This is a genomic window from Pantoea sp. XAF26B01_ASV70 (assembly GCF_054512635.1).
Window position 1 is genome coordinate 131,107 of sequence record NZ_JBTNCJ010000004.1, and the last position, 26,287, is coordinate 157,393.

24 protein-coding genes are annotated in these 26,287 nt (G+C 48.5%); 15 read left to right on the forward strand and 9 right to left on the reverse strand.

The window, feature by feature from the left end; genetic code table 11:
* Positions 1 to 27: 27 nt before the first annotated feature.
* The 3 genes from ACX8ZY_RS23850 to ACX8ZY_RS23860 form a co-directional block, all read right to left on the reverse strand.
* Entirely contained in the window at positions 28 to 747 is a 720-nt protein-coding gene (locus ACX8ZY_RS23850) for a hypothetical protein (RefSeq protein ID WP_050680289.1), read from the reverse strand.
* Positions 748 to 887: 140 nt separating this feature from the next.
* Complete coding sequence (locus ACX8ZY_RS23855) at positions 888 to 1,523, reverse strand: helix-turn-helix transcriptional regulator (RefSeq protein ID WP_010256756.1); 636 nt, start codon at positions 1,521 to 1,523, stop codon at positions 888 to 890.
* A 45-nt stretch (positions 1,524 to 1,568) separates the two neighbouring features.
* Complete coding sequence (locus ACX8ZY_RS23860; protein WP_033759834.1) at positions 1,569 to 2,159, reverse strand: helix-turn-helix domain-containing protein; 591 nt, start codon at positions 2,157 to 2,159, stop codon at positions 1,569 to 1,571.
* 1,025 nt (positions 2,160 to 3,184) lie between these two features.
* Between ACX8ZY_RS23860 and ACX8ZY_RS23865 the strand changes: the two genes are divergently transcribed.
* From ACX8ZY_RS23865 to ACX8ZY_RS23915, 11 genes are all read left to right on the forward strand, one after another.
* Complete coding sequence (locus ACX8ZY_RS23865; protein WP_010256762.1) at positions 3,185 to 3,502, forward strand: hypothetical protein; 318 nt, start codon at positions 3,185 to 3,187, stop codon at positions 3,500 to 3,502.
* A gap of 9 nt (positions 3,503 to 3,511) precedes the next feature.
* Entirely contained in the window at positions 3,512 to 3,733 is a 222-nt protein-coding gene (locus tag ACX8ZY_RS23870) for a hypothetical protein (protein WP_158150227.1), read from the forward strand.
* Positions 3,734 to 3,827: 94 nt separating this feature from the next.
* The gene (locus ACX8ZY_RS23875; RefSeq protein ID WP_421665529.1) at positions 3,828 to 4,358 is read left to right on the forward strand and encodes a fimbrial protein; all 531 of its coding nucleotides are present in this window, start codon (positions 3,828 to 3,830) and stop codon (positions 4,356 to 4,358) included.
* A 62-nt stretch (positions 4,359 to 4,420) separates the two neighbouring features.
* Positions 4,421 to 5,158 (forward strand): fimbrial biogenesis chaperone, encoded by a 738-nt coding sequence (locus ACX8ZY_RS23880; RefSeq protein WP_033759838.1) that lies wholly within the window; start codon positions 4,421 to 4,423, stop codon positions 5,156 to 5,158.
* A 25-nt stretch (positions 5,159 to 5,183) separates the two neighbouring features.
* Positions 5,184 to 7,775 carry a fimbria/pilus outer membrane usher protein gene (locus tag ACX8ZY_RS23885; RefSeq protein ID WP_421665530.1) on the forward strand — a complete coding sequence of 864 codons (2,592 nt, stop codon included), beginning with the start codon at positions 5,184 to 5,186 and terminating at the stop codon, positions 7,773 to 7,775.
* 12 nt (positions 7,776 to 7,787) lie between these two features.
* Complete coding sequence (locus ACX8ZY_RS23890; protein WP_062759546.1) at positions 7,788 to 8,843, forward strand: fimbrial protein; 1,056 nt, start codon at positions 7,788 to 7,790, stop codon at positions 8,841 to 8,843.
* 59 nt (positions 8,844 to 8,902) lie between these two features.
* Positions 8,903 to 9,565 carry a response regulator gene (locus ACX8ZY_RS23895; protein WP_010256781.1) on the forward strand — a complete coding sequence of 221 codons (663 nt, stop codon included), beginning with the start codon at positions 8,903 to 8,905 and terminating at the stop codon, positions 9,563 to 9,565.
* Positions 9,566 to 9,599: 34 nt separating this feature from the next.
* Positions 9,600 to 10,922: a TolC family outer membrane protein gene (locus ACX8ZY_RS23900; RefSeq protein ID WP_459261485.1), complete on the forward strand. Its 1,323-nt coding sequence runs from the start codon at positions 9,600 to 9,602 to the stop codon at positions 10,920 to 10,922.
* Between the two features lie 25 nt (positions 10,923 to 10,947).
* Positions 10,948 to 12,207, forward strand: coding sequence for an HlyD family efflux transporter periplasmic adaptor subunit (locus tag ACX8ZY_RS23905; RefSeq protein WP_158150231.1), 1,260 nt, complete (start codon positions 10,948 to 10,950; stop codon positions 12,205 to 12,207).
* A 16-nt stretch (positions 12,208 to 12,223) separates the two neighbouring features.
* Entirely contained in the window at positions 12,224 to 14,407 is a 2,184-nt protein-coding gene (locus tag ACX8ZY_RS23910) for a peptidase domain-containing ABC transporter (protein ID WP_029519681.1), read from the forward strand.
* Complete coding sequence (locus ACX8ZY_RS23915; protein ID WP_010256796.1) at positions 14,400 to 14,834, forward strand: DcrB-related protein; 435 nt, start codon at positions 14,400 to 14,402, stop codon at positions 14,832 to 14,834. Before ACX8ZY_RS23910 ends, ACX8ZY_RS23915 begins: the two co-directional genes overlap by 8 nt.
* Before the next feature lie 112 nt (positions 14,835 to 14,946).
* Here the strand turns inward: ACX8ZY_RS23915 and ACX8ZY_RS23920 are convergent, their stop codons facing one another.
* The 6 genes from ACX8ZY_RS23920 to ACX8ZY_RS23945 all read right to left on the reverse strand — a co-directional run bounded on the left by ACX8ZY_RS23920 (position 14,947) and on the right by ACX8ZY_RS23945 (position 20,716).
* Entirely contained in the window at positions 14,947 to 15,444 is a 498-nt protein-coding gene (locus ACX8ZY_RS23920; protein WP_022624196.1) for a FidL-like protein, read from the reverse strand.
* Positions 15,441 to 16,274, reverse strand: a complete 834-nt coding sequence (locus ACX8ZY_RS23925) for a winged helix-turn-helix domain-containing protein (protein WP_132499668.1) — start codon at positions 16,272 to 16,274, stop codon at positions 15,441 to 15,443. Before ACX8ZY_RS23925 ends, ACX8ZY_RS23920 begins: the two co-directional genes overlap by 4 nt.
* Positions 16,275 to 16,474: 200 nt before the next feature.
* The gene (locus ACX8ZY_RS23930) at positions 16,475 to 17,395 is read right to left on the reverse strand and encodes a substrate-binding domain-containing protein (RefSeq protein ID WP_421665531.1); all 921 of its coding nucleotides are present in this window, start codon (positions 17,393 to 17,395) and stop codon (positions 16,475 to 16,477) included.
* A 68-nt stretch (positions 17,396 to 17,463) separates the two neighbouring features.
* On the reverse strand, positions 17,464 to 18,243 hold the full coding sequence (locus tag ACX8ZY_RS23935; protein WP_010256807.1) for a TIM barrel protein: 780 nt from the start codon (positions 18,241 to 18,243) through the stop codon (positions 17,464 to 17,466).
* Positions 18,243 to 19,256, reverse strand: a complete 1,014-nt coding sequence (locus ACX8ZY_RS23940) for a Gfo/Idh/MocA family oxidoreductase (RefSeq protein WP_060678789.1) — start codon at positions 19,254 to 19,256, stop codon at positions 18,243 to 18,245. Before ACX8ZY_RS23940 ends, ACX8ZY_RS23935 begins: the two co-directional genes overlap by 1 nt.
* Positions 19,253 to 20,716 carry a sugar porter family MFS transporter gene (locus tag ACX8ZY_RS23945; protein ID WP_163763529.1) on the reverse strand — a complete coding sequence of 488 codons (1,464 nt, stop codon included), beginning with the start codon at positions 20,714 to 20,716 and terminating at the stop codon, positions 19,253 to 19,255. The genes ACX8ZY_RS23940 and ACX8ZY_RS23945 overlap by 4 nt, the downstream gene beginning before the upstream one ends.
* Before the next feature lie 189 nt (positions 20,717 to 20,905).
* Between ACX8ZY_RS23945 and ACX8ZY_RS23950 the strand changes: the two genes are divergently transcribed.
* The 4 genes from ACX8ZY_RS23950 (at position 20,906) to ACX8ZY_RS23965 (ending at position 26,264) form a co-directional block, all read left to right on the forward strand.
* A complete protein-coding gene (locus ACX8ZY_RS23950) occupies positions 20,906 to 22,864 on the forward strand; it encodes a sigma-54-dependent Fis family transcriptional regulator (RefSeq protein WP_421665533.1) in 1,959 nt (652 codons plus the stop codon).
* Between the two features lie 144 nt (positions 22,865 to 23,008).
* Positions 23,009 to 23,623, forward strand: a complete 615-nt coding sequence (locus ACX8ZY_RS23955; protein ID WP_010256825.1) for a TetR/AcrR family transcriptional regulator — start codon at positions 23,009 to 23,011, stop codon at positions 23,621 to 23,623.
* 237 nt (positions 23,624 to 23,860) lie between these two features.
* On the forward strand, positions 23,861 to 25,144 hold the full coding sequence (gene fabF, locus ACX8ZY_RS23960; RefSeq protein WP_029519682.1) for a beta-ketoacyl-ACP synthase II: 1,284 nt from the start codon (positions 23,861 to 23,863) through the stop codon (positions 25,142 to 25,144).
* Positions 25,145 to 25,385: 241 nt separating this feature from the next.
* The gene (locus ACX8ZY_RS23965; RefSeq protein ID WP_010256830.1) at positions 25,386 to 26,264 is read left to right on the forward strand and encodes an ROK family protein; all 879 of its coding nucleotides are present in this window, start codon (positions 25,386 to 25,388) and stop codon (positions 26,262 to 26,264) included.
* Positions 26,265 to 26,287 lie beyond the last annotated feature (23 nt).

Sequence of the window (26,287 nt, forward strand, 5' to 3'; positions counted from 1 at the left end):
TAATAAAAAATATGGTGCCAGATTGCATCAATGCAGTGAGTATGCAGCGCCTTGAGCGTTACTGCTTTTATCAGCTATCTTCATAGCATTGCTCTGAGCATGACTACTGTCAGAATTTAATAGTGAAGAAGCCACCGGGTGATTCAACAGTTTTGACTCGCCCGCTTCAGAACAAGAACGTTCATTTACTACACGCGATAACGTACGTGATTGTGCTTTGAGACTGGTTAAAACAGATTCAGCTTCCTTTGCAGGCACCAGACGCGCCGTGATTTTATGCTGATCATTTACCGCTAACTGATAGTAATAGCGCTCACCTGATTTCAGCTCTGGTGTGGATACTTCAATTTTTGCTGGCTGGACAAAATCATGCTGGCTGAACATAACGTCCAGTTTTTTCTGGCCAGGACACACACTAATTTCAGTCCCTCTATCACCTGACATTACGCTCGTATAGTATTGATTATTAACAAATACGTTAACGACGCGTTTTGATGCGGCAGGATTTTTTTCATCAATACGGTAGACAATAATGTGCGCACGCGGGTCGCGTATCTGCTCCGGTGCCTTGTCATTGTTGACCTCTTTAAACAACGATGGCGCAGGAACGTTCTGCGATGGCGCCGCCTCAACATAATTGCAGTACAGGTAGCCTGTAAGTAATAAAACCATACTCAGCATTGCTCCCTGCATAAATTTAAAGGGATTATTCGATGCTTTGCATGTTAAACGTGAATTATTTTCCATATAACTCTCCTTAAGGTGCTTAACCTTTATATTTAAAACACCTTATATCCGATGTTGAACAGGAGCTGACAACTCCTTAAAAAATAAAAAATGGGAAATTTAAACAGCGCAGAAGGGTGAGCCTACGCCTCTGGACAACGTTAAATCTCATTTACATTGATAACTCCTTTGTAAAGTTCAAGCAACGAGACATCATTGATAAATGCATTAAATTCTTTATCTCCTTTCAGAGCGAACTTTCTCATCACATTATATTTATGTGCATAGATTGTTTTAACTGACAAATCTAACCTTTTTGCTGTCTGGATTACACTGTATCCTTTCTTCAAAAAACTAAGCACCTGAAGTTGCACCACGGTGATACGTGCAAATTCGCACCGTAAACAGTCTGAAGGCAGATATCCCATAACTCTTCCCTGAGTGTTTAACCAGGCCTTGGTTATTTTCTCAGTTATTAAACGTACCGAATCCCTTTTTGACACTTCAAGCAAAGATTGATAACAAAATGGTAACGGGTTTTTAATTTTCTCTCCGAAATCATCGGTAAATACCAATATGATACTGCCAGGCTTTCGCTCGCGATAAGCGGGTTGACACATATAAAGACGCCATTGCGAAACATTGATCAGGATGAAGTCAGCCTGCCGCAGGTTATGACTATCAAAACCTGATAAAAATTTTACTTCTGCATCAGACAGCAGTGCCTCCTCAATTACCTTTGATATGCCCAGTCTGAAGAAGTAATTGTCATCCGTACAAACCACATTAACATCCATTTTTTCCCTTCAGCATCACAAAATTCACGATGACAAATATTATATTCAGGTGAACTTACCGTTAATCAGTACCAATTCGCCTTTCTCTTTTAGTTCCTTGAGCACTCTGCAAATGGAACTTTTTGATAAATGAGAACTATTTTCAATAAGATATAGTGCTGAAAATCGTTTCTTTAAATGAGTCGGCAGTTTTTTCCATCTTTCAATCAAAGAAATAACTTCATCATATGAGTTACTTTTTGGTAACTGAATGTAATTCATCAGATCAGAATACTGTCCTGATAAAATAGACATTGCGTCATTAAAAAGATCTTTCTCAAAAACCAATCGCCAGAACACGTCATAGTCAATGAAACTGACTTTTCCATAATCGACTCGTTCCAGATAGACTGGCGGCTCGTCTAAAGCTGGAGTGACGCCGACAACAAACGGAGCGGATAAGATATTCAAAACCTTATTCTCGCCTTTAAGTTTAAGTAAAAAATCGCCGTCAAGAATGAACATAACGCGACGTACATTATCTTTAGTCAAATGATAACGGCGCTTGCCTCTTGAAATTTCATCTGGATTAGCAATCTGCGTAAATCCTGCTAATGCATCGATGATCCGTTCATGATTTTCAGTCACTCTATACATATTAATTAACTCAATCTAACTGACGTATTGGTCAGTGATTAGCAACAATTCGTAAAATCAGTTTTTTATAGTCTCTTTCTCTTTCGCCTGGTGTACTCGCTTACCTGAGCTCGCCTCCATAACTCGGGCAGTTAAAAATAGTCTTTATCGGTTCCACTATAATAAAACCGACCCAACAAAATTCAAAACCGCAAATACAAATAAATAAAGACATTCAGGCTAATAAAAGAAACAATAACCAGATCTTACACCATTCAAATGCTGTTTAGTTAGCACATAAATCTACTTTGTAGCACCTTACGGGCAGTGTTATAACTTTTTTCCTAAAAAAAGAATTTCCCATTACCATTTGAAAGATGATGTTATGAGCATGCTATTTTAAAAGCACGTATTTAAACACCTCTCTCAATTTTCCAGCATGGCTGAAAAGAAACAAATCAAATTGGCATCAATGTTAATGCTCCTTACTAAAGTTACGCTGTCAGGCAGCATTGCATGGAAGGAATTAAACCACGGCACCCATCAAACAGATACTTAAATTGGTTATCTTTAGATATTTAGTTTTTTATCCTGATAAATATAATTTGCTTAGCTTAAATCACCAGAAACTGGCAAATGGGATTTTTCCCTTTTTAATTCCACTTCTCAAATGACTTCACATTCAGGCAAGTGAAATCATTAACTCATAGCTTTATGCACAAGCTTATTCATAGATGAATCAGTTTCACTGAACCGCGTTCATGGCATGCGCTTCCCTGATGCCAGATAATTTTAAGCATCAGGCATAAGCAGTGCTGTTAATGGTTAAATCACGCATAAGAACACTGTGCGCTCAAAAAACTCCAGAATACCAACAGCAGTTAATATTATGTAAAAATATAATAGCCATATCCTTGCTTGCGATAACAAAAGAAGAATTATGGATGTTTTACTATTTCATTTTTTATGACCACCAATTCTAATAGCGCCGTTCGCTAGAAGCGGCATAAATAATAATATTGAAAAAATGATACATGGAGATATCGATGAGAGAGTTAACATCTTTTGAAATGCAAAACGTTTCAGGAGCAGGTTTTTTTGACTTTATTGGTGCTGTAGTTGTCGGTGCCGTTACAGGTATTAGTTCTTTTGGTCTTAAATGGGGAATGAGTGGCGGAAGCACCGGTGGCGTGTTAGGCGTTGGTATTGTCTCTGCCGGTGTAGGTCTGATTGTCGGCGCAGTCCTTGGTCTTGTTGATGGTGCTTTATATGGTGCTATGAATGGCTGGGATAGCACGGCAGGCTGGTTTAACGCGGTCGTTGAAAACCAGTTTGATCCTAATGCATCTGTAATTACAGCTTAAGGAAACAACATGCGTGACTTGAACAATAAAGAAATCGAAGGCGTTAGCGGTGGTTCATTAACTTCGGTGATCCTGGATTTCTTTAAGCAGCTAGGCGCAAGCTCAGAAGAGAAAACTGAATGGACGCGCCCAGACTCAATTCCAGCAGCGAACCCGGTTAGTGGGTCTGCCTTTGGCATGGGTATTGTTGGTGTCGCAGCAGCAGTCGTATTTGGATTGCTGATTTTCTAATTCTCTTGTGAGGAATGAATCCTCCAGGGAAGTGAACGATTATTAAATCGTTCATTAATTGATGTTATTAATTATTTTATACAAAGGAAAGTATATGAAAAAGTTATCTATGGTTGCTCTTGGTCTGATGCTGGCTGCTGCTCACGTTAATGCTGCTGAAGCTTCAGATGGCACCATTAACTTCACAGGAAATATTGCGTCACAGACTTGTACTGTAAGCGTAAACGGCGGCGGCAGCACTGCAACCGTTACACTGCCTAAAGTAGCAAGTAGTATTTTAAGCACATCTGGTCAGACTGCAGGTAACACTCGCTTCACTATGGCGCTGAGCAATTGCTCAGCTACGACTGGTGACGTGTACGCTTACTTTGAACAAGGTGCCAACGTCAATGCTGATGGTCGTTTGACCAATACTGGTACTGCAACGAATGTTGACCTGCAGCTGCTGGATAGCGGAAATGGCGTGTTGAACGCGGGTAGCACTCAGCAGACCACCTCTCCAAAAACTGTCGCTCTGACTGCTGGTGCAGGTACTCTGACCTATTCTGCTCAGTACTATGCAACTGGTGCAGCTACTGCTGGTACCGTCTTATCAGCTGTGAACTATTCAATCAATTACCTGTAATTGATTATGGTGGGAGCATCTGTTCCCACCTCTCTTCCTCTATCATCATTTCTGTCAAAATCATGAAAAAAAAAAGTTTTAAATTTTTGATCTCCTGTCTGCTGGCTTTTACGGTGACCTCATCGGCTTTTGCCAGCGTGACGATTATCGGCACCCGGGTAATCTACCCCGCAACAGAAAAAGAAGTCACAGTCCGCTTAGATAACCATGGCAATCAACCTGCGCTGGTACAGGCCTGGATTGACAATGGAAATCCTGATGAAGCACTGGATAAAATAAACGTACCGTTTGTCTTGCTACCGCCTGTTTTCCGTATGGAGGCTAACAAAGGACAGACATTACGTATCGTTTATACCGGTTCAAACCTGCCCAAAGATAAAGAGTCGGTATTCTGGCTTAACGTACTCGACATCCCTCCTCGCGATAAAAGCCTTGCGAATCAAAATCAGTTGCAAATGGCTATTCGTAGTCGCATCAAAATTTTCTTTCGCCCAGCCCGGTTCGATGCGATGCAAGCCACAGAAGCAGCGTCGGGTCTTATCTGGCATCAAGGGGAGAAAGCGAATCAGCTGACAGCAACAAATAACTCTTCGTTTTACGTCAACGTTTCACAGATCAATGCCGAGGATAACGCGGGGCGAAAAGTAGTCAGTGAAAAGGGAGATATGCTTGCACCAGGCGAAACAAAAAGCTTCTCCCTAAAAGGATTGAACGCAAATCAAATAAAAACAAACTTTCATTATCAATATCTGGATGATTATGGCGCTGCACGCAATGTAGACGCCAAAATTAGTCAGTAACTTTGGTAACTCATCAGGGGTAATAATGATGGCAAGGATGATTAAAAATAATAAACCAACGGGAAAAATATTTTACCGATCTTTTCTGGCGCTTTTTTTAACTGCATCAACAGGCGCCGCATTTGCAGAAAATTCGTATGATTTTGACGAATCATTTGTGAAGAATTTACCGGGCGTTAAAGTTGATGTGGCCCGCTATGCAACCGGTAACCCTATTGATCCTGGTACTTATACGCTGGATATTTTCCTGAATGGTCGTCAGATTGGTCGGGAAAATGTTCAGGTCATTCGTGAAGGGGCGGGAACCAAAGCGTGCCTTTCCTATGATCTGGTCAAAAGCTTGTCACTTAAGGACACAGTTTTTAGCCCGGGACAAGCTGAAGATTTGCGCTCTGGTAAACAGTGTATGGCGCTGGAGGAGGTAGTTAAAGAGAGTCATGCAGCTATCAATTCTGCCGATATGCAGATGGATATCTCAATTCCGCAAATTTATCTGTTGCGATCTGCGCGCGGCTACGTTGCGCCAGAATTCTGGGATAAGGGTGAAACAGCACTCACGCTAACCTATAACACCAACTATTATCGCTCTGTAAATCACGGTCAGCCATATGACTCATTTTATGGCCGTGCGCTGGCGGGCTTTAACCTTGGCGGATGGATGTTCCGTCACGATGGTTCTCTCAGCTGGCAACGTCAAAAAAACAACGAGTATCATCATTACGATGCAATTAATACCTATGTCCAGCGTGATATTCCGCAAATAAAATCACGGCTGTTATTAGGTGAAGGCAATACCAGTGGCGAAATTTTCGATACGCTTTCTTTTCGTGGTGCGCAAATATCTACAGTTGACCAGATGTGGCCAGACTCTCAGCGAGGCTATGCACCAGAAATCCGCGGCGTAGCCCGAACCAACGCTCAGGTAACTGTATCGCAAAATGGCAACAAAATTTATGAAACGACGGTTTCACCAGGCCCTTTTAATATCACCGATCTTTATCCTACAGGCTACGGTGGTGATTTAGACGTGACCGTGAAAGAAGCTGACGGCGGTGAGACCCGTTTCTCAGTTCCTTACGCAGCGATGACGCGTCTGAAACGTCCGGGCATGACTTTTTATAGTCTGACCGGTGGTGTATCCCGAAAAGACAATATGGTTTATACACCTTCGGTCTATCAGGGCACTATTCAGCATGGTTTTAGCAATAGTCTGACCGGTTACTCAGGTATTCTGGGATCAGATAACTACACCTCTGTGCTGTTGGGAGGTGCATTTGGTTTACCTGTTGGTGCGATCTCACTGGATATTACTGGGGCTCAGACAAAATATGGTGATGAGAAAAAGCAAGGTGTAAGTTATCGGGCAACTTATAGTAAGAAGGTTTCTCAGACTAACACGAATTTTACTCTGGCGGCTTACCGCTTCTCATCATCCGGTTATTACAGTTTTGATAACGCATTACAAATCAATAACTATTATAAAAAAAATCATAAAAACAGTTTGTCAAATTATCTTTCGCGCCCCAAACAACGTTTTTCTATGACGGCAAGCCAAAATTTTGGGGAGTCATATGGGAATATCTATCTTACTGGTTTTGTTCAGAATTACTGGGATTCTGCCGGAACAAATACGCAATTTCAGCTGGGTTACAATAATACAATTGGTCGGGTCTCCTATACTTTATCAGCAAACCGATTATTATATTCAACCGGCGGGCATGACACTCAACTGTCACTCGACTTCTCGGTGCCAATTGGCAGCGATAGTCAAAGTTATGTAACCGGAAGTGCGACACATAATAAACAAGGTGTGAATGCACAAACAGCAGTTAATGGTGTTCTGGGTGAACATGACCAATATAACTATAACGTTGGAATAGCGCGCGATACTGATAATGAGAAGTCCGGTTCAGTTAGTGGGCAGTACCGTTCGCCCTACAGTATGCTGACGGCGTCTTATACTAAAGGGGAAAACTATTATTCTGCCTCGGGTGGTATCAGCGGTGCGGTAGTCGCTTTACCTGATAGCATTAATTTCAGCGCTTATCAGTCTACGACTTATGCTGTTGTTACCGCAGAAGATGCAGAGGGCGCGCGTGTACTCGGCTATCCCAATATTGTGTTAAACGGCAGCGGCAAAGCTATTGTGCCAAACATTAACCCGTACCGGATAAACGAACTGGCCATCGACCCAAAAGGAATTCCACTGGATGTTGAGCTTGAATCAACTCAGCAGCGCGTTATTCCTGTTGAGGGTGCAGTCGTCAGACTTGATTATAAAACCAGCAAAGGAAAGCCACTGTTAATTCGGGCTAATCAGCCGAACGGAAATGCCTTGCCATTTGGTGCAACGGTTAATGATGAAGACGGTAACCTTATCACCACTGTTTCACAGGGTGGTCAGATTTATGTGAGGTTAAATAAAGATGTCAGCCGCCTGCATATTTCCTGGGGTAAAGCAGCCAGTGATAAGTGTCTGGTTAACCTGGAGTCCGGTATTGTTAATTCCAGTGAAAACAACACCCTTGCAAGGCTCACAACAACATGCAGCAGCGATCAATCAAAACCTGTTCGCTACGTGTCTAACGGCGAAATGCACAAAGATAATCAGGGTTAATCGGGTGACATTATGATGTTTATTAACTTTAGAAGGACACTGACCAGAATAGTCAGCATCATGATTATGGTATCTGGTTTCGTCATGCTAGCACCAATTAATGCGAACGCGGCAGATGATGTCACACTGACGTGCAAAAAATCTCTTTCTGATGCGGTATTAGATTTCCGCTCACTGGGGATAAATATTTCGGCAGCTGTTCCGGTGGGCACGGTCGTTTATAGTGGCAATTTAACAGTCACGTTCAAATGTGCCCTGGATAATCTGCAACAGTTTTTTGATGGTTTAACGGGAGAAGTGTACTTAAAGCGTAAAACAATTGCTGAAGATGCACTCGGTTATGGCTTAACCATTTATACCGGTTACGGTGGTGAAATGTCCACCGACGCTGCCAATATTCCTACCGGCAACAAGATCGCTACTTACGCGTTAACCAGTGGCGGTACAGTCGGTGCTTATACTGATGTCACATTGAATGTGCCTTTTCAGATTGTGCGGACGTCAAACTCGATGGCTGGCCCCAATTTGCTTCCGGACTATGTCAACGTATTTGATGTAGGCTCATTGGTACCAGGAAATGACCTGAAACTTTATGTCAGATATATTAAAAGCGGCATCACTGTGAGGGATCAAACCTGCTCAGCAGCAGGCGATGTTAACCCGAAGGTGTCATTAGGGAGTTACACAGCGAATACCAGTAGTGGGTTGGGTTCCGGTATTGGACAAACCAGCCCATCTACTGCTTTTAATCTTCAGCTTAACTGTGAGGCACTTCTTTCAGGTACCTTTGACGTTATGATGCAGTTGGATGGGGATGCGGCTGATGGGCTATCGGATGTCGGCGTAGTTTCTCTGAATTCGACCTCAACTGCCAGCGGAGTGGGTGTTCAGATTCTGAATGAAAGCCAGCAACCTGTTGCACTGGCAGCACCATACAGAGTTGCAGCTTATCCACTGTCGTCTGCATTGATAACAGTGCCCTTATATGCACGTTATTACCAGACTGCTGCCACAATAACTCCTGGTAGTGCTAACGCAGTTGCTACCTATACCATTAGTTATCAGTAACCATATGGGCTCTTCGGAGCCCTTTACCAGACTTTATAAACTGAGAAAGGATTTTATCAGTGGATAGGCCATTAAAAGGAAGGAGGTTTAAAGTTGGTGTCTCTGATGAGAGTCCTTTTATTTTTTATTCAATACAAAAAATACTCTCAACCGGATTTCACAACCTGGACATTGCAGCATACCCGGTAGAAGCAGAAAATCTTTTTGTAAAACTGAATAGCGATCCTCCTGATATATTAATTACTGATTTTTGCTTTAATTTTGAACGTAATGATTTGAACGGCGTTAGAAAGCTAGAAGAAATTTACAACCATAATGCTAACCTTAAAATCATTATCTTTACGGCACAGAATAGCCCGGCCATTTTGAAAAGAATATTGCAAATTCCGGTAAATGCAATAGTGAGCAAACGTGATGATATACGGGATCTGGTAGAAGCTTTGCACTGGGTTTGCTCATCGAATTCTGAAATATTTTATTCAGAAAAGATGAAAGATCTGGCGCATTCTGCTTCAGAGGAGCCCGCACAGACTCTTTTATCACCCGCAGAAGTTGAAGTAATCAGACTTTTTGCTATCGGGTACAGTTTAATGGAGATAGCTAAAGCACGTAAACGTAGTATCAGTACGGTTGCAACGCAGAAATATAACGCCATGCGTAAACTTCAGCTGCAGTCTAATACTGATTTGATTAAATATGTCTTTGCCCAGCAACTCATTTAATTTCGGGCTTAATTTTTAAGAAACAGCGAGCATCATGAAATTTTATAATTTTAAAATTGCATTTATTGTACTGTCCTGCGTGCCATTTGGATCTTATGCGACCAGCTTACAGCAGGCTGCCCGAGCCGCATTAACCTATGACTCTGCATTGCAATCCAGCCAGATGACCAGTGAAGCCGATCAGCAAAAATACTGGCAGGGTATGGCCGGAATGTTGCCCACATTGACGCTCGAAGGAAACTGGGATCGTCAGGAACAGCCGGATAAAAAATATCAAAGTGGTGTAACAAATCACAGTTACGATCTCAGTGTCAGACAACCCCTGTTTGATATGAGTAAATATGCTGGCTGGCGTAAAGGCGTTGCTATTGCCAATACCGCTGAAGCCCAGTCAAAAAAAGCTGAAGAAAAGTTATTAAATGCGATCAGTAATGCCTACTTTTCGGTGCTCTATCAGCAGGAAGTTTTACAGGCTGCGAATGCTGCCAGTCACAACTTCAAACAACAACAGCAAAAACTGCAGGCCGGTATTCTGAATGGACAAAACACCCGTACAGAGCTGGATGAAGCTAAGGCCAATTACGCTCTTGCTCAGGCCAAAGAAATAGAGGCGAGTAGTCAGTTATTGCTGGCTGGAGAAGCATTTCGTCGCTTATCGGGTGTCAGTCCGGACACTGTCGAGCCGGTAAACTTTCAGTGCCTTAACGCTTCGCCCTACGCTTCTTTAACTGATGCGATTAATGCCAGCCAGCAACGTAACACTGAAATCAAAATTGCCCTGTTTCAGAATGATCAGGCCGATGCTGATGTATTGGCTGCAGATGGCGCACATATGCCTGTCGTGTCACTTTACGCCAGATATGGCAAAAACTGGAGCCGTAACGATAACGACGATAATTTACTTTATGATGCTATTTTTGGCACTAACTCTAAAAGTAATAATCTGCAGTATGGCGTTAACGTTTCTATTCCATTATTCGCGGGTGGCAGCCAGATTTCACAATCTTATGAAGCAGCCTATCGCCGTCAGGCAGCGAAATATTCCACCATGGAAGCACAACGCAAAGCGGCTACAGATACACGTTCAGCATGGCTTAGTCTTACGAATGGAAAAGCGTTAATCAACGCGCAGAAAAATGCCGTCGAGTCTTCACGCGAAAAAGTGGTGTCTGTTCAATATGGCCGGGAAATGGGTTTCCGTACGGTAAATGATGAGCTTGATGCTCAGCAAAAATATTTTAGCGCACTTAAAGATAAGGCTGAAGCTCGCTTCAATTACCTGAACGCCCTCATTAATCTGGCACAAAGTACCGGATCACTATCAATCGACATGCTGAATTTTTTTCAGTGCCGTTAATCCCTTACTCATGATGATTATATAAATGGAACAGTCACTATTCCGTCAGGAGGCACTTGATGCAGCCAACCGTGGAAACCTGGGCATTGTGGCACTCTATTGCCCACCTTATCGCTGGTTAGTTATTTCCGTTGTAGTGCTGATCACTGCCGCGACAGCGCTGTTTTTTATATTTGGCAGTTATACAAAATATGAATCCTCTACCGGAGAACTGCTGCCTAAAAATGGCATGCTGATCATTCCGCCCCCCGTAAGCGCCACGGTGGTCGATATCCCGGTAAAAGAGGGCCAGCATGTTGAAAAAGACGATGTGCTGATGGTGTTGTCATCAGAGGTTTCAACACAGTTAGGTCAGACTCGTCAGGTTATTGCCGAGAATCTGAAAGGCCAGCGTGAAAGGCTTGAACAGGATCTGGTGACGCTTGAAAAGCTTCATCAGGTTGAAATGAAGGGCCTGACCGACACTATCGCCAGCCTGAAACTGCAACAGGAGCAGCTGAAGCTGCAATTGACACACCGTCGGAAACAGGTTTCCCTGGCGAAAATGCAGTTGGACAAGCTGGAAGCCATGCACAACGAAGGGTATGCCTCAAGCCGTCAGATGGAAGAGCAAGAGTCTAATCTGCTCGATAGCCAGGCGCGCTACCAGGAATATCAACGTCAGCTGTTGGACATCTCGCAAAAAATTGTTCAGACCGAGCAACAGCTGCATGAAAAACCGCTGGATGACGAGAAAAAGCGTAACGATATCGAGCGCCAACTGGCTGATAACCGTCAGTCGATGGCTGAAAATGAAGCGCGCCGCTCGTTTGAATTACGTGCGCCTAAAAGCGGGTATGTCGGCATGATTATGGTCAAAAATGGACAGATGCTCACCGCCGGTCAGTCAGCCATAGCAGTTTTGCCAAGCAATACTGAACTGGTCGCCCGCATCATGGTAAACACGCAGTCCATTGGTTTTATCCAACCGGGACAGCGGGTGGTGCTGCGCTATAAAGCGTTTCCTTATCAAAAGTTTGGTCAACAGTATGGAAAAGTTATCGAGGTTTCACGCACCGCTCTGTCTCCTCAGGAAGTCACTACGTTAACCGGCAAAAACAATATTCAGGAACAGCAGTACCGCGTGCTGGTCTCCCTGGACAAACAATCAATTACTGCTTATGCGCAGAATGAAAAACTCAAGCCGGGTATGGCGCTGGATGCCGATTTTATCGTCGACAAACGTCGTCTTTATGAATGGGTGCTGGAGCCAATTTTTGCGCTTGGACACAAAATCTCTCTCTGATTAAAAGGTCTGTTCTGTGTTGTTATTAGAGAAACTCAATTTTAAATGGTTTAACCGCCTGCCGATGATTCGTCAGTCACAGGCGACGGAATGTGGTCTTGCTTGTCTGGGGATGATTGCCAATTATCACGGTCATGAAATCGACATGATCACCCTGCGTCGCAGGTTCGCAACGTCGCTTAAGGGTGCAACCCTTAGTGATGTCATTGCCATGGCACAACAACTCAATATGAGTTCCCGTGCGTTACGCGTTGATATGGAAGAGCTGTCTAAATTACGCATGCCCTGCATTCTGCACTGGGAATTGAACCATTTCGTTGTGCTAAAAAAAGTGCGTGGCAATAAGATCACGCTTCACGATCCTGCACGCGGCATTCGGGAACTGACATTTAAAGAAGCATCACCGGCGTTCACCGGCGTTGCACTGGAGCTGGTTCCCTCCTCCACTTTTGAGGTCAAAAAAGAAAAAGAAAGCATCTCGATGATGAAGCTGGTGGGCAGTGTGACAGGGGTGAAATCTGCCTTTGCCCAGGTGCTTATCCTGTCCATCGCTCTGGAGCTTTTCGGCGTACTCTCCCCCTTCTTTATGCAGTGGGTGATGGATATGGTGCTGGTCTCCGCAGATTACTCGCTACTCTCCTTGCTCGGGATCGGCTTTATCATGATTGCGTTGTTTCAGACCATGATTACAGCGCTGCGCTCATGGGTGATGAGCTGGTTCTCAAGCCAGCTCAGCGTGCAGTGGACGGTCAATGTCTGTCACCACATGTTAAAGCTGCCACTTGAATGGTTCGAATCCCGTCACGTTGGTGACATTCTGTCCCGCTATGGCTCGCTAAACACCATCCAAAGTACGCTGACCAGCCGCTTCATTAGTACTGTGCTGGATGGGGTAATGTCGATCGTGACAGTAGTGATGCTGTTTATCTATAACGCTAAGCTTGCCTGGCTGGTAATTGGCCTTTTTGTCGCCTATGCACTGTTACGCTTCATGGCTTATGATCCTGTTCGCCGCGCCAACGAAGAGCAAATCATCAGTTCAGCCCGCACGCAATCTTCATTACTGGAAACGCTTCGCGGTATCCAGGCGGTAAAAACCAATAACAAGCAGGTGCCTCGTCTCTCCGCCTACATGAATTTCCTGGTGGATACGACCAACAAAGGCATTGTGATTCAGAAGCTTAACATTTTGTTTGGTTCCGCCCAGGGATTGCTCACTTCTGTAGGCAGGGTCGTACTGGTCTGGCTGGCTGCGCTGCAAGTACTGGATGGCAACTTCTCTGCAGGTATGCTTACCGCCTTTATTAGCTTCTCCGATCAGTTTATGAGCCGCGGTGCAGGTCTGATCAACGCCGTAATCGACTTCAGAATGCTGCGTATGCATGGTGAACGACTGGCCGATATCGTGTTGTCAGAAACTGAAGTCAGCTCAGAAGCCAGTCCGGTACTGGTGAGTAAAGATACGCATGATGAGACAGAAACGCCGCAGGATATCAAACTAACGGATATCCGCTTCCGCTATGCACCTACCGAACCCTGGGTAGTAAATGGTGCCAGTCTGGAAATTAAGGCTGGCGAAAGCGTTGCGATTGTCGGCCCTTCAGGTCAGGGAAAGACCACCATGGCCAAAATCATTCTGGGTCTGCTGCACCCGGAAGGTGGAACAATCACCGTGGGCGGAATGGACATTACCCAGACAGGACTTGAACACCATCGTAACCGCATCGGCTGTGTTATGCAGGATGACATCCTGTTCTCAGGCTCGATCAGTGAAAATATTAGCTTCTTTGATAATAATCCTGACCACGCAAAAATTACCCGTGTAGCACGCCTGGCGCAAATTCACGGCGATATCATGAAAATGCCGATGAACTATCAAAGCCTTGTCGGTGATATGGGATCGTTTCTCTCTGGCGGGCAGCTGCAGCGTATTCTGCTAGCTCGCGCCCTCTACCGCGAACCAAAAATACTGGTACTGGACGAAGCAACCAGTCATCTGGATATCTATAACGAAGCGCAGATCAACAATGCAATAAAGCAAATGAAAATCACCCGAATCATGATTGCACATCGCCCGGAAACCATAAGAAGTGCAGATAAAATCGTCCTGTTAAATAACGGTACGCTCAGTGAAGTTACCGCAGATCAGTTATTTGGCCAGACAGAAAAAACTAAAGAAATGGAGATTACACATGGATAAAAATATTTGCCGGTTTAGCGAAGGTATGATTACTTTACCGGAAGGCTACTGCGAGCGAACCCTGAACACGCTGGCGGATCCCCGTTCAGCGATGCCACCCGTCACTATTTCTCGTGATAAACTGGCCAATCACAACAATCCAGAAGAATATATCAGCAGCCAGCTCGCTATTCTGCAGAGACAAATGAAAGACTGGCAACAGCAAGCAAATCAACCCGTGGTGTTGGGCGATAATCTGAGCACAGGCATCATGATTACTTATGATTTTCTGCGCCCGGATAATATCCGGCTTTATCAAAAACAGGCGATTTTCACCTTAAACCTGGAGGATGTATTAATTTTCTCTTTGTCAAAGGCTGCCCCCCTGACCGATGAAGAAATTCAGCTGTTTAATAATATCCTGAAGAGTTTCCAGAGCTGGCCCTGATGCTTTTCCTCAGCAAAGCCTGACGACATAACGTTAAAAGAAAAACCGGGCAGGATAAATCCTTCCCGGTTTCATGCATTCTGAACACCGCTAAGTTAGCCGTTTACAGAGCTTAGTAACGCTGGCAGGTAAAGAGATAGGAGATCGGCCCACCGATAATATAGGTATTTTTATCAATCTTATCGACATCCAACTGCAGATGCGTTGGATCCAGCGTGATCTCTGCTAACAACTTATTAAAGATGACATCAGGAGTAGTATCAGTATTCGAAGTGACAACTTTGCTGATCTGATACCGGTAAGTATCATCGGAAATTTTAGCGCCATTGATTAATGCAACCCTTCTGTTAAGAATAGTAACACCGTCATTGCTCGTTGCCTGCCCATTCAGCAAAAGATAGCCTGAATCCTTTTTATCAAAACGTAAATCCTGGGCAACAGCGAACTCAATTCGTTTATCATCATTACGACTGAGATCGTAACGGCTAAACGCTGAGCATCGAAAAGGAAAATCTTTGGCCTGATGTGTTAAGTAATAAACCCCTGCAAAAGTCACCATTAATAGCGCAGCCAGCATGAAGATAATATTAATACCAATGCTCCGCTTCATCCCATTCTCCAGTCAAGATAATAAAAATTGTCGCATGAGATGATATGACCATCGCTATTAATTTTACACGATGAAAGAATCGTTCTTCCGAAATTCTTAGTAGTAAAAGAGGTGTTTTTATCAAAAATAATCCGGTGACCCGCATCGCAGGTTTGATTATTTTCCCTTAGAATTTGCACTATTTGCTTACCCAATGCCTGTCGTTCAACCTCATCCAGACCCTGCAATAATACTGCTTCGCAGCCACCTTCAAGTTTTATTGAACTCATTGGAATAATTTGCTCGTCAGGACGCGATACCGTGAAATACCAGAGCACCATGCCCAGCACTATCAGAGCAACAGAAGCAAACCAGTATCGCCGGGTGACGTTAACGGACGTAGCTGGCAGCTGATTACCGGGCGGAGTGGCAGGCAGGACAACGTTTTCAGCAGACCCTTCAGTTATACTTCCTTCCGATATGTCATCAGTTAAAACTTCCGTCCCCCCCATGACCGGGGCTGATTGACGTTCAATTTTAATATCGGTATTCAGGCGTATACCAATTTTCGGGATGGTGATAATCAGATTTTCACAGCCATAAGCCGCGAGTGCCCTGCGCACAATACTCAGATATTGATTCAGATTACTATTCGATCCACGCAGGCCATATTTATCCCAGACCTCGGTCAGCAACGTATCACGCGCCAGTATTTCTCCCCCGGAATTCAGTAACTGCTCAAAAAGCCGACCTGAAGAAATACTGAGGCTCAGCGACTCCTGAGTAGGAATGTGGCTAAGCGTGCAGTCATCAGAATTGTAAGAAACCTGATCATCGATTATGTAAATCATTAAGAAATCACTGAATTTCCGCTCATTTATCGACAGTATAATTCAGCTTATATGAAGAAGCACTACAGACGCGTTAATCAGGCGATTAAGGAAATTTTTACAGATTAGCCAGCAAAACAGGCCGGGCAGAGTGCGTCACTGCCCGGCAGCTGGCTAATAATTTAAGAAACGACGAAGAATCATAAAGTTAGCGGCAATTTTTATGGCTGATTAGCGGCAGCAAACTCCGCATAATTACTTTGTGTAATGGTTTTATAGGGGATCCAGTTCAGTGATTCGACTTTCTGTTTATCCAGTAACGCTTTCACGACTTTCACAGCGCCCGTCGCCTGCCCTTTCGCATCCTGGAAAATAGTCAGCGTCATCTTTCCATTTTTGACGAACTGCTGGCCATCTGGCGTGCCATCGATCCCGGCAACCAGAACGTGGCTGTTTTTCGCCTGATTCAGCGCCATAATCGCCCCGATAGCCATTTCATCATTATTGGCGGCGATTGCATCGATTGGTCGCTGATTAAGCAGCCAGCCCGAAACTACGTCTACCGCTTCATTACGCTGCCAGCGTGCAGTCTGTTTTTCGATTACCGCCATTTGCTTATATTTAGCGATCACCGCTTCAACAGCACGCGTCCGTTCCCGCGCTTCTTCATTTGATAATGCGCCCATTAAAATGGCGACATTGCCCCGATAGTTCATCTGTTTTGCCAGCGCTTCCATCTGCATCTCACCCCCCAGGGCAGAGTCAGAACCGACATAGGCCATACTGGACGGTAATTTCACTTCCGGTTTACGGTTAACAAACACCAGCGGAATGCCCGCCGCTTCTGCCGCTTTCACCATCGGCAGTACGCCCTGTGTATCGACCGGGTTGAGAATAATGGCATCCACGCCCTGATTGATAAAATCTTCAACCTGCTGTACCTGAAGAGCTACATCCCCTTTGGCATCGACGAACTGCCCATCCATTTTCAGCGCTTTTATCTCACCCACCATCTGCGTCCGCAGAATCGATACGAAGTTAAGATCGAAATTAGCCAGTGCGACACCGATTTTAGGTGTTTTAGCCCAGGCGGTAACGCTGATCATCAGGCTGAGCAGCAGTGCTAACATTTTGGTTTTCATTGCGTAATCCTGTAGGGTTTATTATTGATAGAACCGCCGGGCAACAGGCAAATACCCGGCGGCAGAGCTCACAACGTAAAGTGATCGCGGAACTGTGCCAGGGCTGTTTCGCTGTCGCCTTCGGCCCAGCCCTCCAGCGCAACGACGCCGCAATAGCCGACCTGCTCCAGCGCACGGGCAATGGCGCGATAGTTAATTTCCCCGGTGCCAGGCTGCATGCGGCCCGGCACATCAGCCACCTGGATTTCACCGATAGCGGGGCCGCAGCGTCGTATCAGCTCTATCAGGTTGCCCTCTCCAATCTGGGCGTGATAGAGGTCCAGATTCATCTTCAGTGCCGGGCTGTTGACCGCTTCGACCAGCGCCAGCGTATCGGCAGCCCGTGCGAACGGCGTACCCGGATGATCAACCGCCAGATTCAGGTTTTCGAGAGTAAATACTCGCCCGGCCTGCTCGCCGAGCGCAGCGACACGCCGCAGGGTGTCGGCCGCTTTAAGCCACATCTCACCAGTGACCACCTCAACCGGACGAACCGCCTGGCCGTGAGCATCCAGCCCGGTGCCATGCAGATTCAGGCTCGGGCAGTTCAGACGATCTGCAATCGCCAGTGAGGTTTCTGCGCTATGCAGCAACTCTGCAATCTCATCATCATCAGTCAGGTTACCGTTGAGGTAGCCGGTCATGGAGGTAAAACGCGCACCTGTCGCCACCAACGCGTCGATATCTTTGTTGGCCCAGTTCCAGATCTCCACGCCAAATCCCAGCGCATGAATCCGCTCAACACGCGCGATAAAAGGCAGTTCGAGAAACACCATCTCCGCACAGACTGAAAGCTGATAACCGGCCATTAGCGTTCTCCCAACAGAATGGGTTTGCGTTGCTGCACCGATTCAATACAGGCCAGCGCAATTTCCAGCGCGTTACGTGCATCAGTGCCAGTAGCGCGCGGCGTGTCACCGTGCAGAATCGCGCGGGCGAATTCTGCCATTTCAGCAACATAGGCCTCACGCAGCAGATCGGTATCCATTCGAGACGTTGCGATGGCAATACCCTCGGCGTGATAGCGCACACAGTTGTCCTGATTGATGTTGCCCGCCTGCAGCATACCTTTACTGCCAAACACCTCACCGCGAACGTCATAACCGTAAACTGCCTGGAAGTTGGCTTCCGCAGTGGCAATGGCACCGTTATCAAAGCGGATGGTCACCACCGCGGTATCAAGTAATCCCTTATCTTTAAAATCGGGACGCACCAGCGCATCAGCCAGCGCATAGACCTCAACCGGCCGGGAACCCGGATTGAAGTGCAGCAGGGTGTCGAAGTCATGGATTAAGGTTTCAAGGAAGATGGTCCACTGCGGGATTGGGGCCGGATCGCGCAGGCCAGGGTCGCGTGTCACCGAACGGCTTAGCTGGGTGGTGCCATTGGTGCCTGCTCTGACAGCTTCAATAGCTGCGGCGAAGCCTGCACTGAATCGACGATTGAAGCCGACCTGCAACACAACGCCCGCATCCTGTGCGGCCGCGATCGCCCGATCTGCCTCATCCAGCGTTACCGCCATCGGTTTTTCGCAAAACACGTGCTTGCCAGCCCGGGCTGCAGCGATCACCAGTTCGGCGTGAGTGCGAGCCGGCGTAGCAATAGCAACGGCATCGATTTCGCTGTCATTGAGTAACGCCTGGATATCGGTATAGGCTTTCTCCACCCCCAGCCGGTCTGCCAGTTGCTGCGCTGCGCCGGGTTGCAGGTCGGCGACCGCTGTCAGCCGTGCCCCAGGCACCCGCAGCGCCAGATTCTCTGCATGAAAACTGCCCATGCGGCCAGCACCGATCAATCCCACTCGTACTGTTTTAAGGTTCATAACTGCTCCTGTTTTTTGTTGTCAGCCCAGTCAGGCTGAATAGGGTGTCCGGATGTCGCCTGCGCTTTGGCGGCAAAACGACGGGATTTTGAAAGCATCAGCGGCTCGATGTGCTCCAGTGAGATGCCTCGGGTTTCAGGCAGAAAACGTTTTACAAACCAGAAGGCCACCAGGGAGCCAGCGGCGCAGAGCATCAGTGGAAAAGCACCATGGAAGTGATCCATCAGCAAACGGCTACGGTTCATCATCGGGAAAGTCTGAGTAACGATGAAATTGGCGAGATACATCGAAGAAAAGGCGTAGCCCATCGCGACGGCACGAATTCGGTTGGGAAATATTTCAGAGATCAGTAGCCAGGCACCCAGACTCCATGACATACCAAAAATCAGTACGAACGCCACCAGGCCCACGACCGGCAGCAGGCCACCGATCTGCGCTATAAAGGCCCAGGCCGTAATCACCAGGCTGACAGCGCAACCCAGCGCTCCCCAGCGCAGCAGACGCGTCCGTCCCCAGCGATCCACTGCGTTCAGACAAAACGCTACTCCGACCAGCAGCGCCAGTCCAAGGAAAATGCTGTGATAGAGGGAGGTCTGTGTATCCGGTGAGATGTTCTGCAGCAGCGACGGTGCGTAATACAGCAGGATGTTGATGCCCGAAACCTGCTGAAGAATTGCAATCGCGCAGCCGATCAACAGGATGTAACGCATTCTGGCGTCGCGGAGCAGACGGGTTCCCTGCTGACGGGTAACAGAATCCGCGTCCGGTGCACTGATTTCTGCCAGCAGACGCCGCGCATGTTCAGGCGTCGAAAGCCGGGTCAGCACTGCCAGCGCGCGTTCACGCTTGCCGTTTAACGCCAGCCAGCGTGGTGATTCCGGCATAAAGGGCACCAGTGCCAGAAACAGCAGGCAAGGCACCACACCCGACGCCAGCATCCAGCGCCAGCCTTCACTGACTATCCAGGCATGGGGCATACCGCGTGCAATCAGGTAATTCACCACATAGACCGTGACCTGACCACCAACCATCAGCATCTGCTGCAGCCCAAGCATGCGCCCTCGCCAGTCCTTAGGTGAGACCTCTGCGATATAGAGCGGCGTAATTGCCGACGCCATCCCGACCGCCAGGCCACCCACCAGCCGGTAAATCACAAACCCGGTTAGTGAATCTGCCAGCGCAGAACCCACCGCAGACACGGCAAACAACAGCGCGGTGATCACCAGTGTAGGTTTACGCCCGATCCGATCTGAGATCGCGCCGACACAGCCAGCGCCGACGATACAGCCGAGAATGACATTTGAAACAGCCCATCCACTTTGCCACGGCGTTAGCGCAAGGTGTTCCGTTAATGGCTCAATAACGCCGGAAATCACTGAGGCGTCATAACCGAGGATCACCCCGCTCAATGAGGCGATGGAACAGATGAACAGCAACAACTTCAGATTATGTTTACGCATAACACCTTAACTTTCCCATTGTTTTTGACAGGTGAGAGTTAATGTCAGCGTTGCAAAGTGGATGCCAGTTTTAAAGCGGGCTTTTATGTGAACGCGCTCGCAGATGACGCGTCCTGATTGAAAATAAAATTTACATGTCAACTTAACATGTCATTAAAATGGACATTCCATCGACCACGAGAGAGTGAAATGCAATCTCTGCATGATTTGCTGCCTAATAAAGAAGAGAGCGATGCCATATTCAGCCTGCCGGAAGGCGGTGATGCGGCACAGTGGGAAGCTCGGTTTGCCCGGGGCTGGCAGGCATTTAGCCAGGGTGAACAGCCGCGCTGGATCCGCCGCAGTATTTTGCAGTCATGGAACCGCTCGCACGAACATGGCATCGATCCGGTATCTTTTGAGTACAGTGCCTCCGATCCAACGGAGCTGGCCGCCGTTCTGCGTCATAACAGTGAGCTGATTACTGTGGCGCATAGCGTGATGGAGAACCTGCTGGCTTACAATCCCGATGGTCATATCAATCTCACAGATGCGCAAGGCATCGTACTGAGTTTTTGCGGCAGCGACCTGACTCCGGTCGGCAGCATCCTGCGTGAGGAGGTGCTCGGCACCAACTGCACCGCGCGCTGCCTGCGCGAGCAGCGGCTGGTCTATGTACTCAGCGGAGAAAACTGGAAAATCGCGCTGCGTGAACGTAACCGGCAGTGCGCCGCAGCTCCTATCCGTGATGCCAGCGGTCGTATGACCGGCGTACTGACGCTGACCGCCACGCCTGACAATTTCAGTGCCCATACGCTGGGCACCGTGCAGGCTGCCGCAGAGGCAATTGGCCAGCAACTCACCTTACGCCGTCTGCTGGCCGAGCAGCAGTCGATACTGGAGACCCTGAATGAGGGCGTTTTGGTCTGCGACCGCGACGGGCGCATCAAAACCCTGAACCGCTACGCTCGTCAGATCTTTGCCGGTATTGATACCGACAACGCCCTGATCGATCAGGTGCTGCAGCCCCAGTCCGGTTCATTGCTCACACTGCCCTGCTGTAATGACCGCGAGATGGTGTTCCGCCCCGATGGCAGACCCAGTGTTTCATGCCTGGTCTCGCTGATGCCGGCACCGGACGGCGGTCGCATCCTGTCGCTGCGGGAAAATCAGCGCATCCGTGCCATTACCCGTCGTGTGCTTGGCGTCAGCGCCAGCTATACCTTTGAGATGATTCGTGGTCAGGCACCCACGCTGCAGAAGGCTCTTCAGGATGCCCGCGCCAGCAGTCGCAGTGACAGTACCGTTCTGCTGACCGGTGAAAGCGGAACCGGTAAAGAGCTGTTTGCTCAGGCGATCCACAATGCCAGCAGCCGGGCGCATGAGTCCTTTGTCGCGGTTAACTGCGGCGCACTGCCGCGTGACCTGGTGCAGAGTGAGCTATTCGGCTACGTCGATGGCGCGTTCACCGGCTCACGGCGCGGCGGTTCGGCAGGTAAATTTGAGCTGGCCGACGGTGGCACGCTGTTTCTGGATGAGATTGGCGAAATGCCACTGGAGGCACAGACCAGCCTGCTACGCGTGCTGCAGGAGAGTGAGGTGCTGCGCATCGGAGCGGCGCATCCGCTGAAAGTGGATGTCCGCATCGTGGCGGCAACCCATTGCGATCTGCTCAGTGCAGTGGAACAGGGTGCTTTCCGCCGTGACCTGTTCTATCGCCTCAATGTTATCTCCCTGACCATCCCTGCCCTGCGTGAACGCCAGAGCGACATTCCTGATCTGGTGAATACCTTCATTCACGCCCTGTGTCAGCGGCTGAATAAAACGCCTCCGCAGGTGAGCATTGAAGCAATGAACGCCCTGCAGGCATGGCACTGGCCCGGCAACGTGCGCGAGCTGGAAAATCTGGTCGAGCGGATCGTTAATCTTTGCCAGAGCAGCATCATCGACCTTGCCGATTTGCCGCCAGCGATGGTGACGCGCGCAGCCGAAAACAGACCAGCGGCCAGCAGCCTGTTGCAGGATAATGAACGAGCCTGCATCCTGCAGACCCTTCGCGCGCAGGGGGGTAATCTGCGGCAGTCCGCTAAGCTGCTGGGCATTTCCCGCACGGCGCTCTATAACAAGCTCAATCACTGGAATATCTCTATAGATACGCTGCGCCAATAACCGGCTGGTGGCACTCAGCAACACCAGCATACATTCAGCCCGTTCAAAATATGGCTTTTGATCGCAACAGGGCCTAAAATGTGACCACCCTTAACAGTGGTCACTGAATTTTTTCACCCACCTTTGATCTGCCAGGTTCTGACAATGACTCAATCCGTAACGGAAAATGGCACACGCGGCCCGGCCGGGCACAATGTGCGTGACCAGATTGTCGATGCTGCCATGCAGCACTTCGCGCATTATGGTTACGAAAAAACCACCGTCTCCGATCTCGCCCGTGCTATCGGCTTTTCCAAAGCGTATATCTACAAATTTTTTGAATCAAAACAGGCGATTGGCGAAGTGATTTGCTCCACCCGGCTTGCGATGATTATGCAGCACGTCGAAGTCGCTATCGCCGATGCGCCTGGAGCATCGGAACAACTGCGGCGACTGTTCCGCACGCTTTCCGTCACCGGCACTGAACTCTTTTTTCACGAACGTAAACTCTATGATATTGCTGCCGTCGCGTCGCGTGACCGCTGGCCGTCGGCGATGGCGCATGAAGAACGACTGCTCAGCCTGATTCAGCAGATCCTGCGCCGGGGGCGTGAATCCGGTGAGTTTGAGCGTAAAACCCCGGCTGACGAAGCGGCGGAGGCAATCTATCGGGTGATCAAACCCTACGCCAGTCCGGTACTGCTGCAGTACAGCCTTGATGACGCTGAAGAAGCCTCTGCACAACTGGCAGCGCTGGTGTTACGTAGCCTTGCGCCCTGAACAATGCGCATGATGTGACTATTGACTTATTTAGTCACAAGAGCAACGATAGCACTCTGTCTGGTTATCGCTCAGGATTCTGATGCTGCTAAGCTTATCTCTCTCTGCTCTATTCCATCCCTGCGTTCGTCCATCGCACCATTCTACGCAGGGTCTCACCTTCCGCGCTCAAGGCGTGTATCCATTGTCTGCGGCAGCATTTCAATCACTGTCCGGACTCTCTACGGGAGTAATCCAATGAGTCACTTAGCCTCATCACAACGCATTGTCATTACCGGCGCGGGCATCGTTTCGCCACTGGGTTGTGGCGTTGAAACCGTCTGGCGGCGATTAACGGCTGGAGAATCAGGTATACGTACCCTTCCCGATACGCTTACTGCTGGCACCGGTATTTCAGTAGGTGGCAGCGTGCCGGGCATCGATGAAGATCCGCTGGCAGGTTACGACCCCGAGGCGTTCATTGCGCCGAAAGAGCGTAAAAAGATGTCGCGCTTTATAGAATTCGCGCTACTGGCAGCAGAAGAAGCGCTGAATCAGGCGGCCTGGCATCCTGAAGATGAGGCGGCGCGTGAACGTACTGCGACGATTATTGCTTCAGGCGTCGGCGGCTTTGGTGCCATTGCCGACGCGGTGCGCACCACCGATGCACGCGGCCCGCGCAGGCTCTCACCCTTTACAGCACCTTCGTTTCTGGCCAACATGGCCGCGGGTCATGTCTCGATCAAACACGGCTTCACCGGCCCGCTGGGTGCGCCCGTTACCGCCTGTGCAGCAGGGGTTCAGGCAATTGGTGATGCAGCCAGGTTGATCAGAAGCGGTGAAGCGGACATTGCTATTTGTGGCGGCACAGAAGCAGCGCTGGATCGCGTCACGCTGGGCTGTTTCGCGGCTGCACGTGCGCTATGTGTGGGCTATGAAGATCAGCCGCACCATGCCTCACGTCCGTTTGATCGTGACAGAAACGGCTTTGTGATGGCCGAAGGTGCAGGCCTGCTGGTGATTGAGTCGCTGGCTCATGCCGAAGCACGCGGTGCGACGCCGCTGGCGGAGATTGTCGGCTATGGCACCAGCGCCGATGCATACCACTTAACCGCGGGTCCGGAGGATGGCAGCGGGGCTGCGCGGGCGATGAGAACCGCCCTGCGCCAGGCGGGCATCAGCCCGGAAGACGTCCAGCATATCAACGCACACGCAACCTCAACTCAGGTTGGCGATCACGGTGAGCTGGCGGCTATTCGCGCAGTGTTTGGCGATGATTCGCAGGTCGCGATCGCCTCAACGAAATCCGCCACCGGCCATCTGCTGGGTGCGGCAGGCGGCGTTGAGGCGATATTCACCCTGATGGCGCTGCGGCAGCAGCTTATTCCGCCGACGCTGAACCTCCATCATCCCGATGAAGCCGCAGGCAATCTTGACCTGGTGGCGCTCAATGCACGTCCCACGGCGCTGACTTATGCCATGTCGAACGGTTTTGGTTTTGGCGGCGTCAACGCCAGTCTCCTGTTGCGTAAGTGGCAATGACTTCAGAGTGACGATTAAGCCCGCGCTGCCAGACACCCTCTCAGCGCGGGTAATACATCGGACGTCCTTAAAAATCATGCACAGCTGTTCCCTGTGTGCCGGGGTTTATCAAAACACCCTCTGTACAACACTCGCTTTATAAATCTGTACCTTTCCTGACAAAATTGCCTCCGCCAGACCTCCTGCCCTTTTTCTTTCAGCACTACAATTAATCGGATGAAAACAACCTCAGAGAACGTTAATGAAGATTGCAGCTTTCGATATTGGTGGTACCTCTTTAAAAATGGGCGTGATTGATGAGCAGGGAAATATTCTGACCAGTGAGAGTGCTGATATTTCCCATAATTCACGCGACAAAATACTTGATGAGATCCTGGCCTGGCTGGAGAAAAATCCCGGCTGTGCTGGCATCGCCGTCAGCACGCCCGGTTATATTGATGCAGAAGCCGGATATATCGCCATGGGCGGCACCATTCGGGACTTCGACCAGTTTCATCTGAGCCAGTGGCTGACGGAAAAAACCTCACTGCCTGCCACGGTCGAAAATGACGCCCACTGCGCCTTACTGGCTGAACAGTGGCTGGGCAAAGCAAAAAAACTCAGTGATTTTCTGATGTTAACTATCGGCACAGGATTAGGCGGAGCGGCCTTCTGCAACGGCGCGCTGATCCGGGGCGGTCGTAACCGCGCGGGCGAGTTTGGCTGTCTGCTGACTTCGCGCCCCACCAGCAGCAATATTGAACGCCATACCATGAGCCAGAGTTGTACCATGACGGCGCTTCGGGAGAATTACAGCCAGCTCATCGAAAAATCTTCCGACGACGTCACGGGTAAAGATGTCTTTGACGCATACGATCGCAAAGAAGAAGCCGCGCAGCAGGTGGTGAATAAATTCTACCAGGATCTTGCAGCCTGCTTATATAACCTCTTCAGCGTGTTCGATCCGCAGATGATATTTATCGGTGGTGGAATTACCGAGCGGGAACCGTTCCTCGAGGAACTGGCAGAGCAACTGGCAAAATATGATCTTGATATCCGCATTGATACCGCGACCTACGGCAACGACTCCGGCATGTTGGGCGCAACCTGGAATTTCCTGCAGCGTCAGCCAGACAAATAATGGCTTGTAGTTCAGGACGTATG

Coding starts and splice junctions, on each gene's coding strand:
- ACX8ZY_RS23900 (WP_459261485.1), top strand. CDS start 9,600: ATGAAATTTTATAATTTTAAAATTGCATTTATTGTACTGTCCTGCGTG.
- ACX8ZY_RS23930 (WP_421665531.1), bottom strand. CDS start 17,395: ATGAAAACCAAAATGTTAGCACTGCTGCTCAGCCTGATGATCAGCGTT.
- ACX8ZY_RS23890 (WP_062759546.1), top strand. CDS start 7,788: ATGATGTTTATTAACTTTAGAAGGACACTGACCAGAATAGTCAGCATC.
- ACX8ZY_RS23935 (WP_010256807.1), bottom strand. CDS start 18,243: ATGGCCGGTTATCAGCTTTCAGTCTGTGCGGAGATGGTGTTTCTCGAA.
- ACX8ZY_RS23855 (WP_010256756.1), bottom strand. CDS start 1,523: ATGGATGTTAATGTGGTTTGTACGGATGACAATTACTTCTTCAGACTG.
- ACX8ZY_RS23955 (WP_010256825.1), top strand. CDS start 23,009: ATGACTCAATCCGTAACGGAAAATGGCACACGCGGCCCGGCCGGGCAC.
- ACX8ZY_RS23885 (WP_421665530.1), top strand. CDS start 5,184: ATGATGGCAAGGATGATTAAAAATAATAAACCAACGGGAAAAATATTT.
- ACX8ZY_RS23945 (WP_163763529.1), bottom strand. CDS start 20,716: ATGCGTAAACATAATCTGAAGTTGTTGCTGTTCATCTGTTCCATCGCC.
- ACX8ZY_RS23965 (WP_010256830.1), top strand. CDS start 25,386: ATGAAGATTGCAGCTTTCGATATTGGTGGTACCTCTTTAAAAATGGGC.
- ACX8ZY_RS23950 (WP_421665533.1), top strand. CDS start 20,906: ATGCAATCTCTGCATGATTTGCTGCCTAATAAAGAAGAGAGCGATGCC.
- ACX8ZY_RS23880 (WP_033759838.1), top strand. CDS start 4,421: ATGAAAAAAAAAAGTTTTAAATTTTTGATCTCCTGTCTGCTGGCTTTT.
- ACX8ZY_RS23925 (WP_132499668.1), bottom strand. CDS start 16,274: ATGATTTACATAATCGATGATCAGGTTTCTTACAATTCTGATGACTGC.
- ACX8ZY_RS23905 (WP_158150231.1), top strand. CDS start 10,948: ATGGAACAGTCACTATTCCGTCAGGAGGCACTTGATGCAGCCAACCGT.
- ACX8ZY_RS23875 (WP_421665529.1), top strand. CDS start 3,828: ATGAAAAAGTTATCTATGGTTGCTCTTGGTCTGATGCTGGCTGCTGCT.
- ACX8ZY_RS23865 (WP_010256762.1), top strand. CDS start 3,185: ATGAGAGAGTTAACATCTTTTGAAATGCAAAACGTTTCAGGAGCAGGT.
- fabF (WP_029519682.1), top strand. CDS start 23,861: ATGAGTCACTTAGCCTCATCACAACGCATTGTCATTACCGGCGCGGGC.
- ACX8ZY_RS23915 (WP_010256796.1), top strand. CDS start 14,400: ATGGATAAAAATATTTGCCGGTTTAGCGAAGGTATGATTACTTTACCG.
- ACX8ZY_RS23940 (WP_060678789.1), bottom strand. CDS start 19,256: ATGAACCTTAAAACAGTACGAGTGGGATTGATCGGTGCTGGCCGCATG.
- ACX8ZY_RS23920 (WP_022624196.1), bottom strand. CDS start 15,444: ATGAAGCGGAGCATTGGTATTAATATTATCTTCATGCTGGCTGCGCTA.
- ACX8ZY_RS23850 (WP_050680289.1), bottom strand. CDS start 747: ATGGAAAATAATTCACGTTTAACATGCAAAGCATCGAATAATCCCTTT.
- ACX8ZY_RS23860 (WP_033759834.1), bottom strand. CDS start 2,159: ATGTATAGAGTGACTGAAAATCATGAACGGATCATCGATGCATTAGCA.
- ACX8ZY_RS23870 (WP_158150227.1), top strand. CDS start 3,512: ATGCGTGACTTGAACAATAAAGAAATCGAAGGCGTTAGCGGTGGTTCA.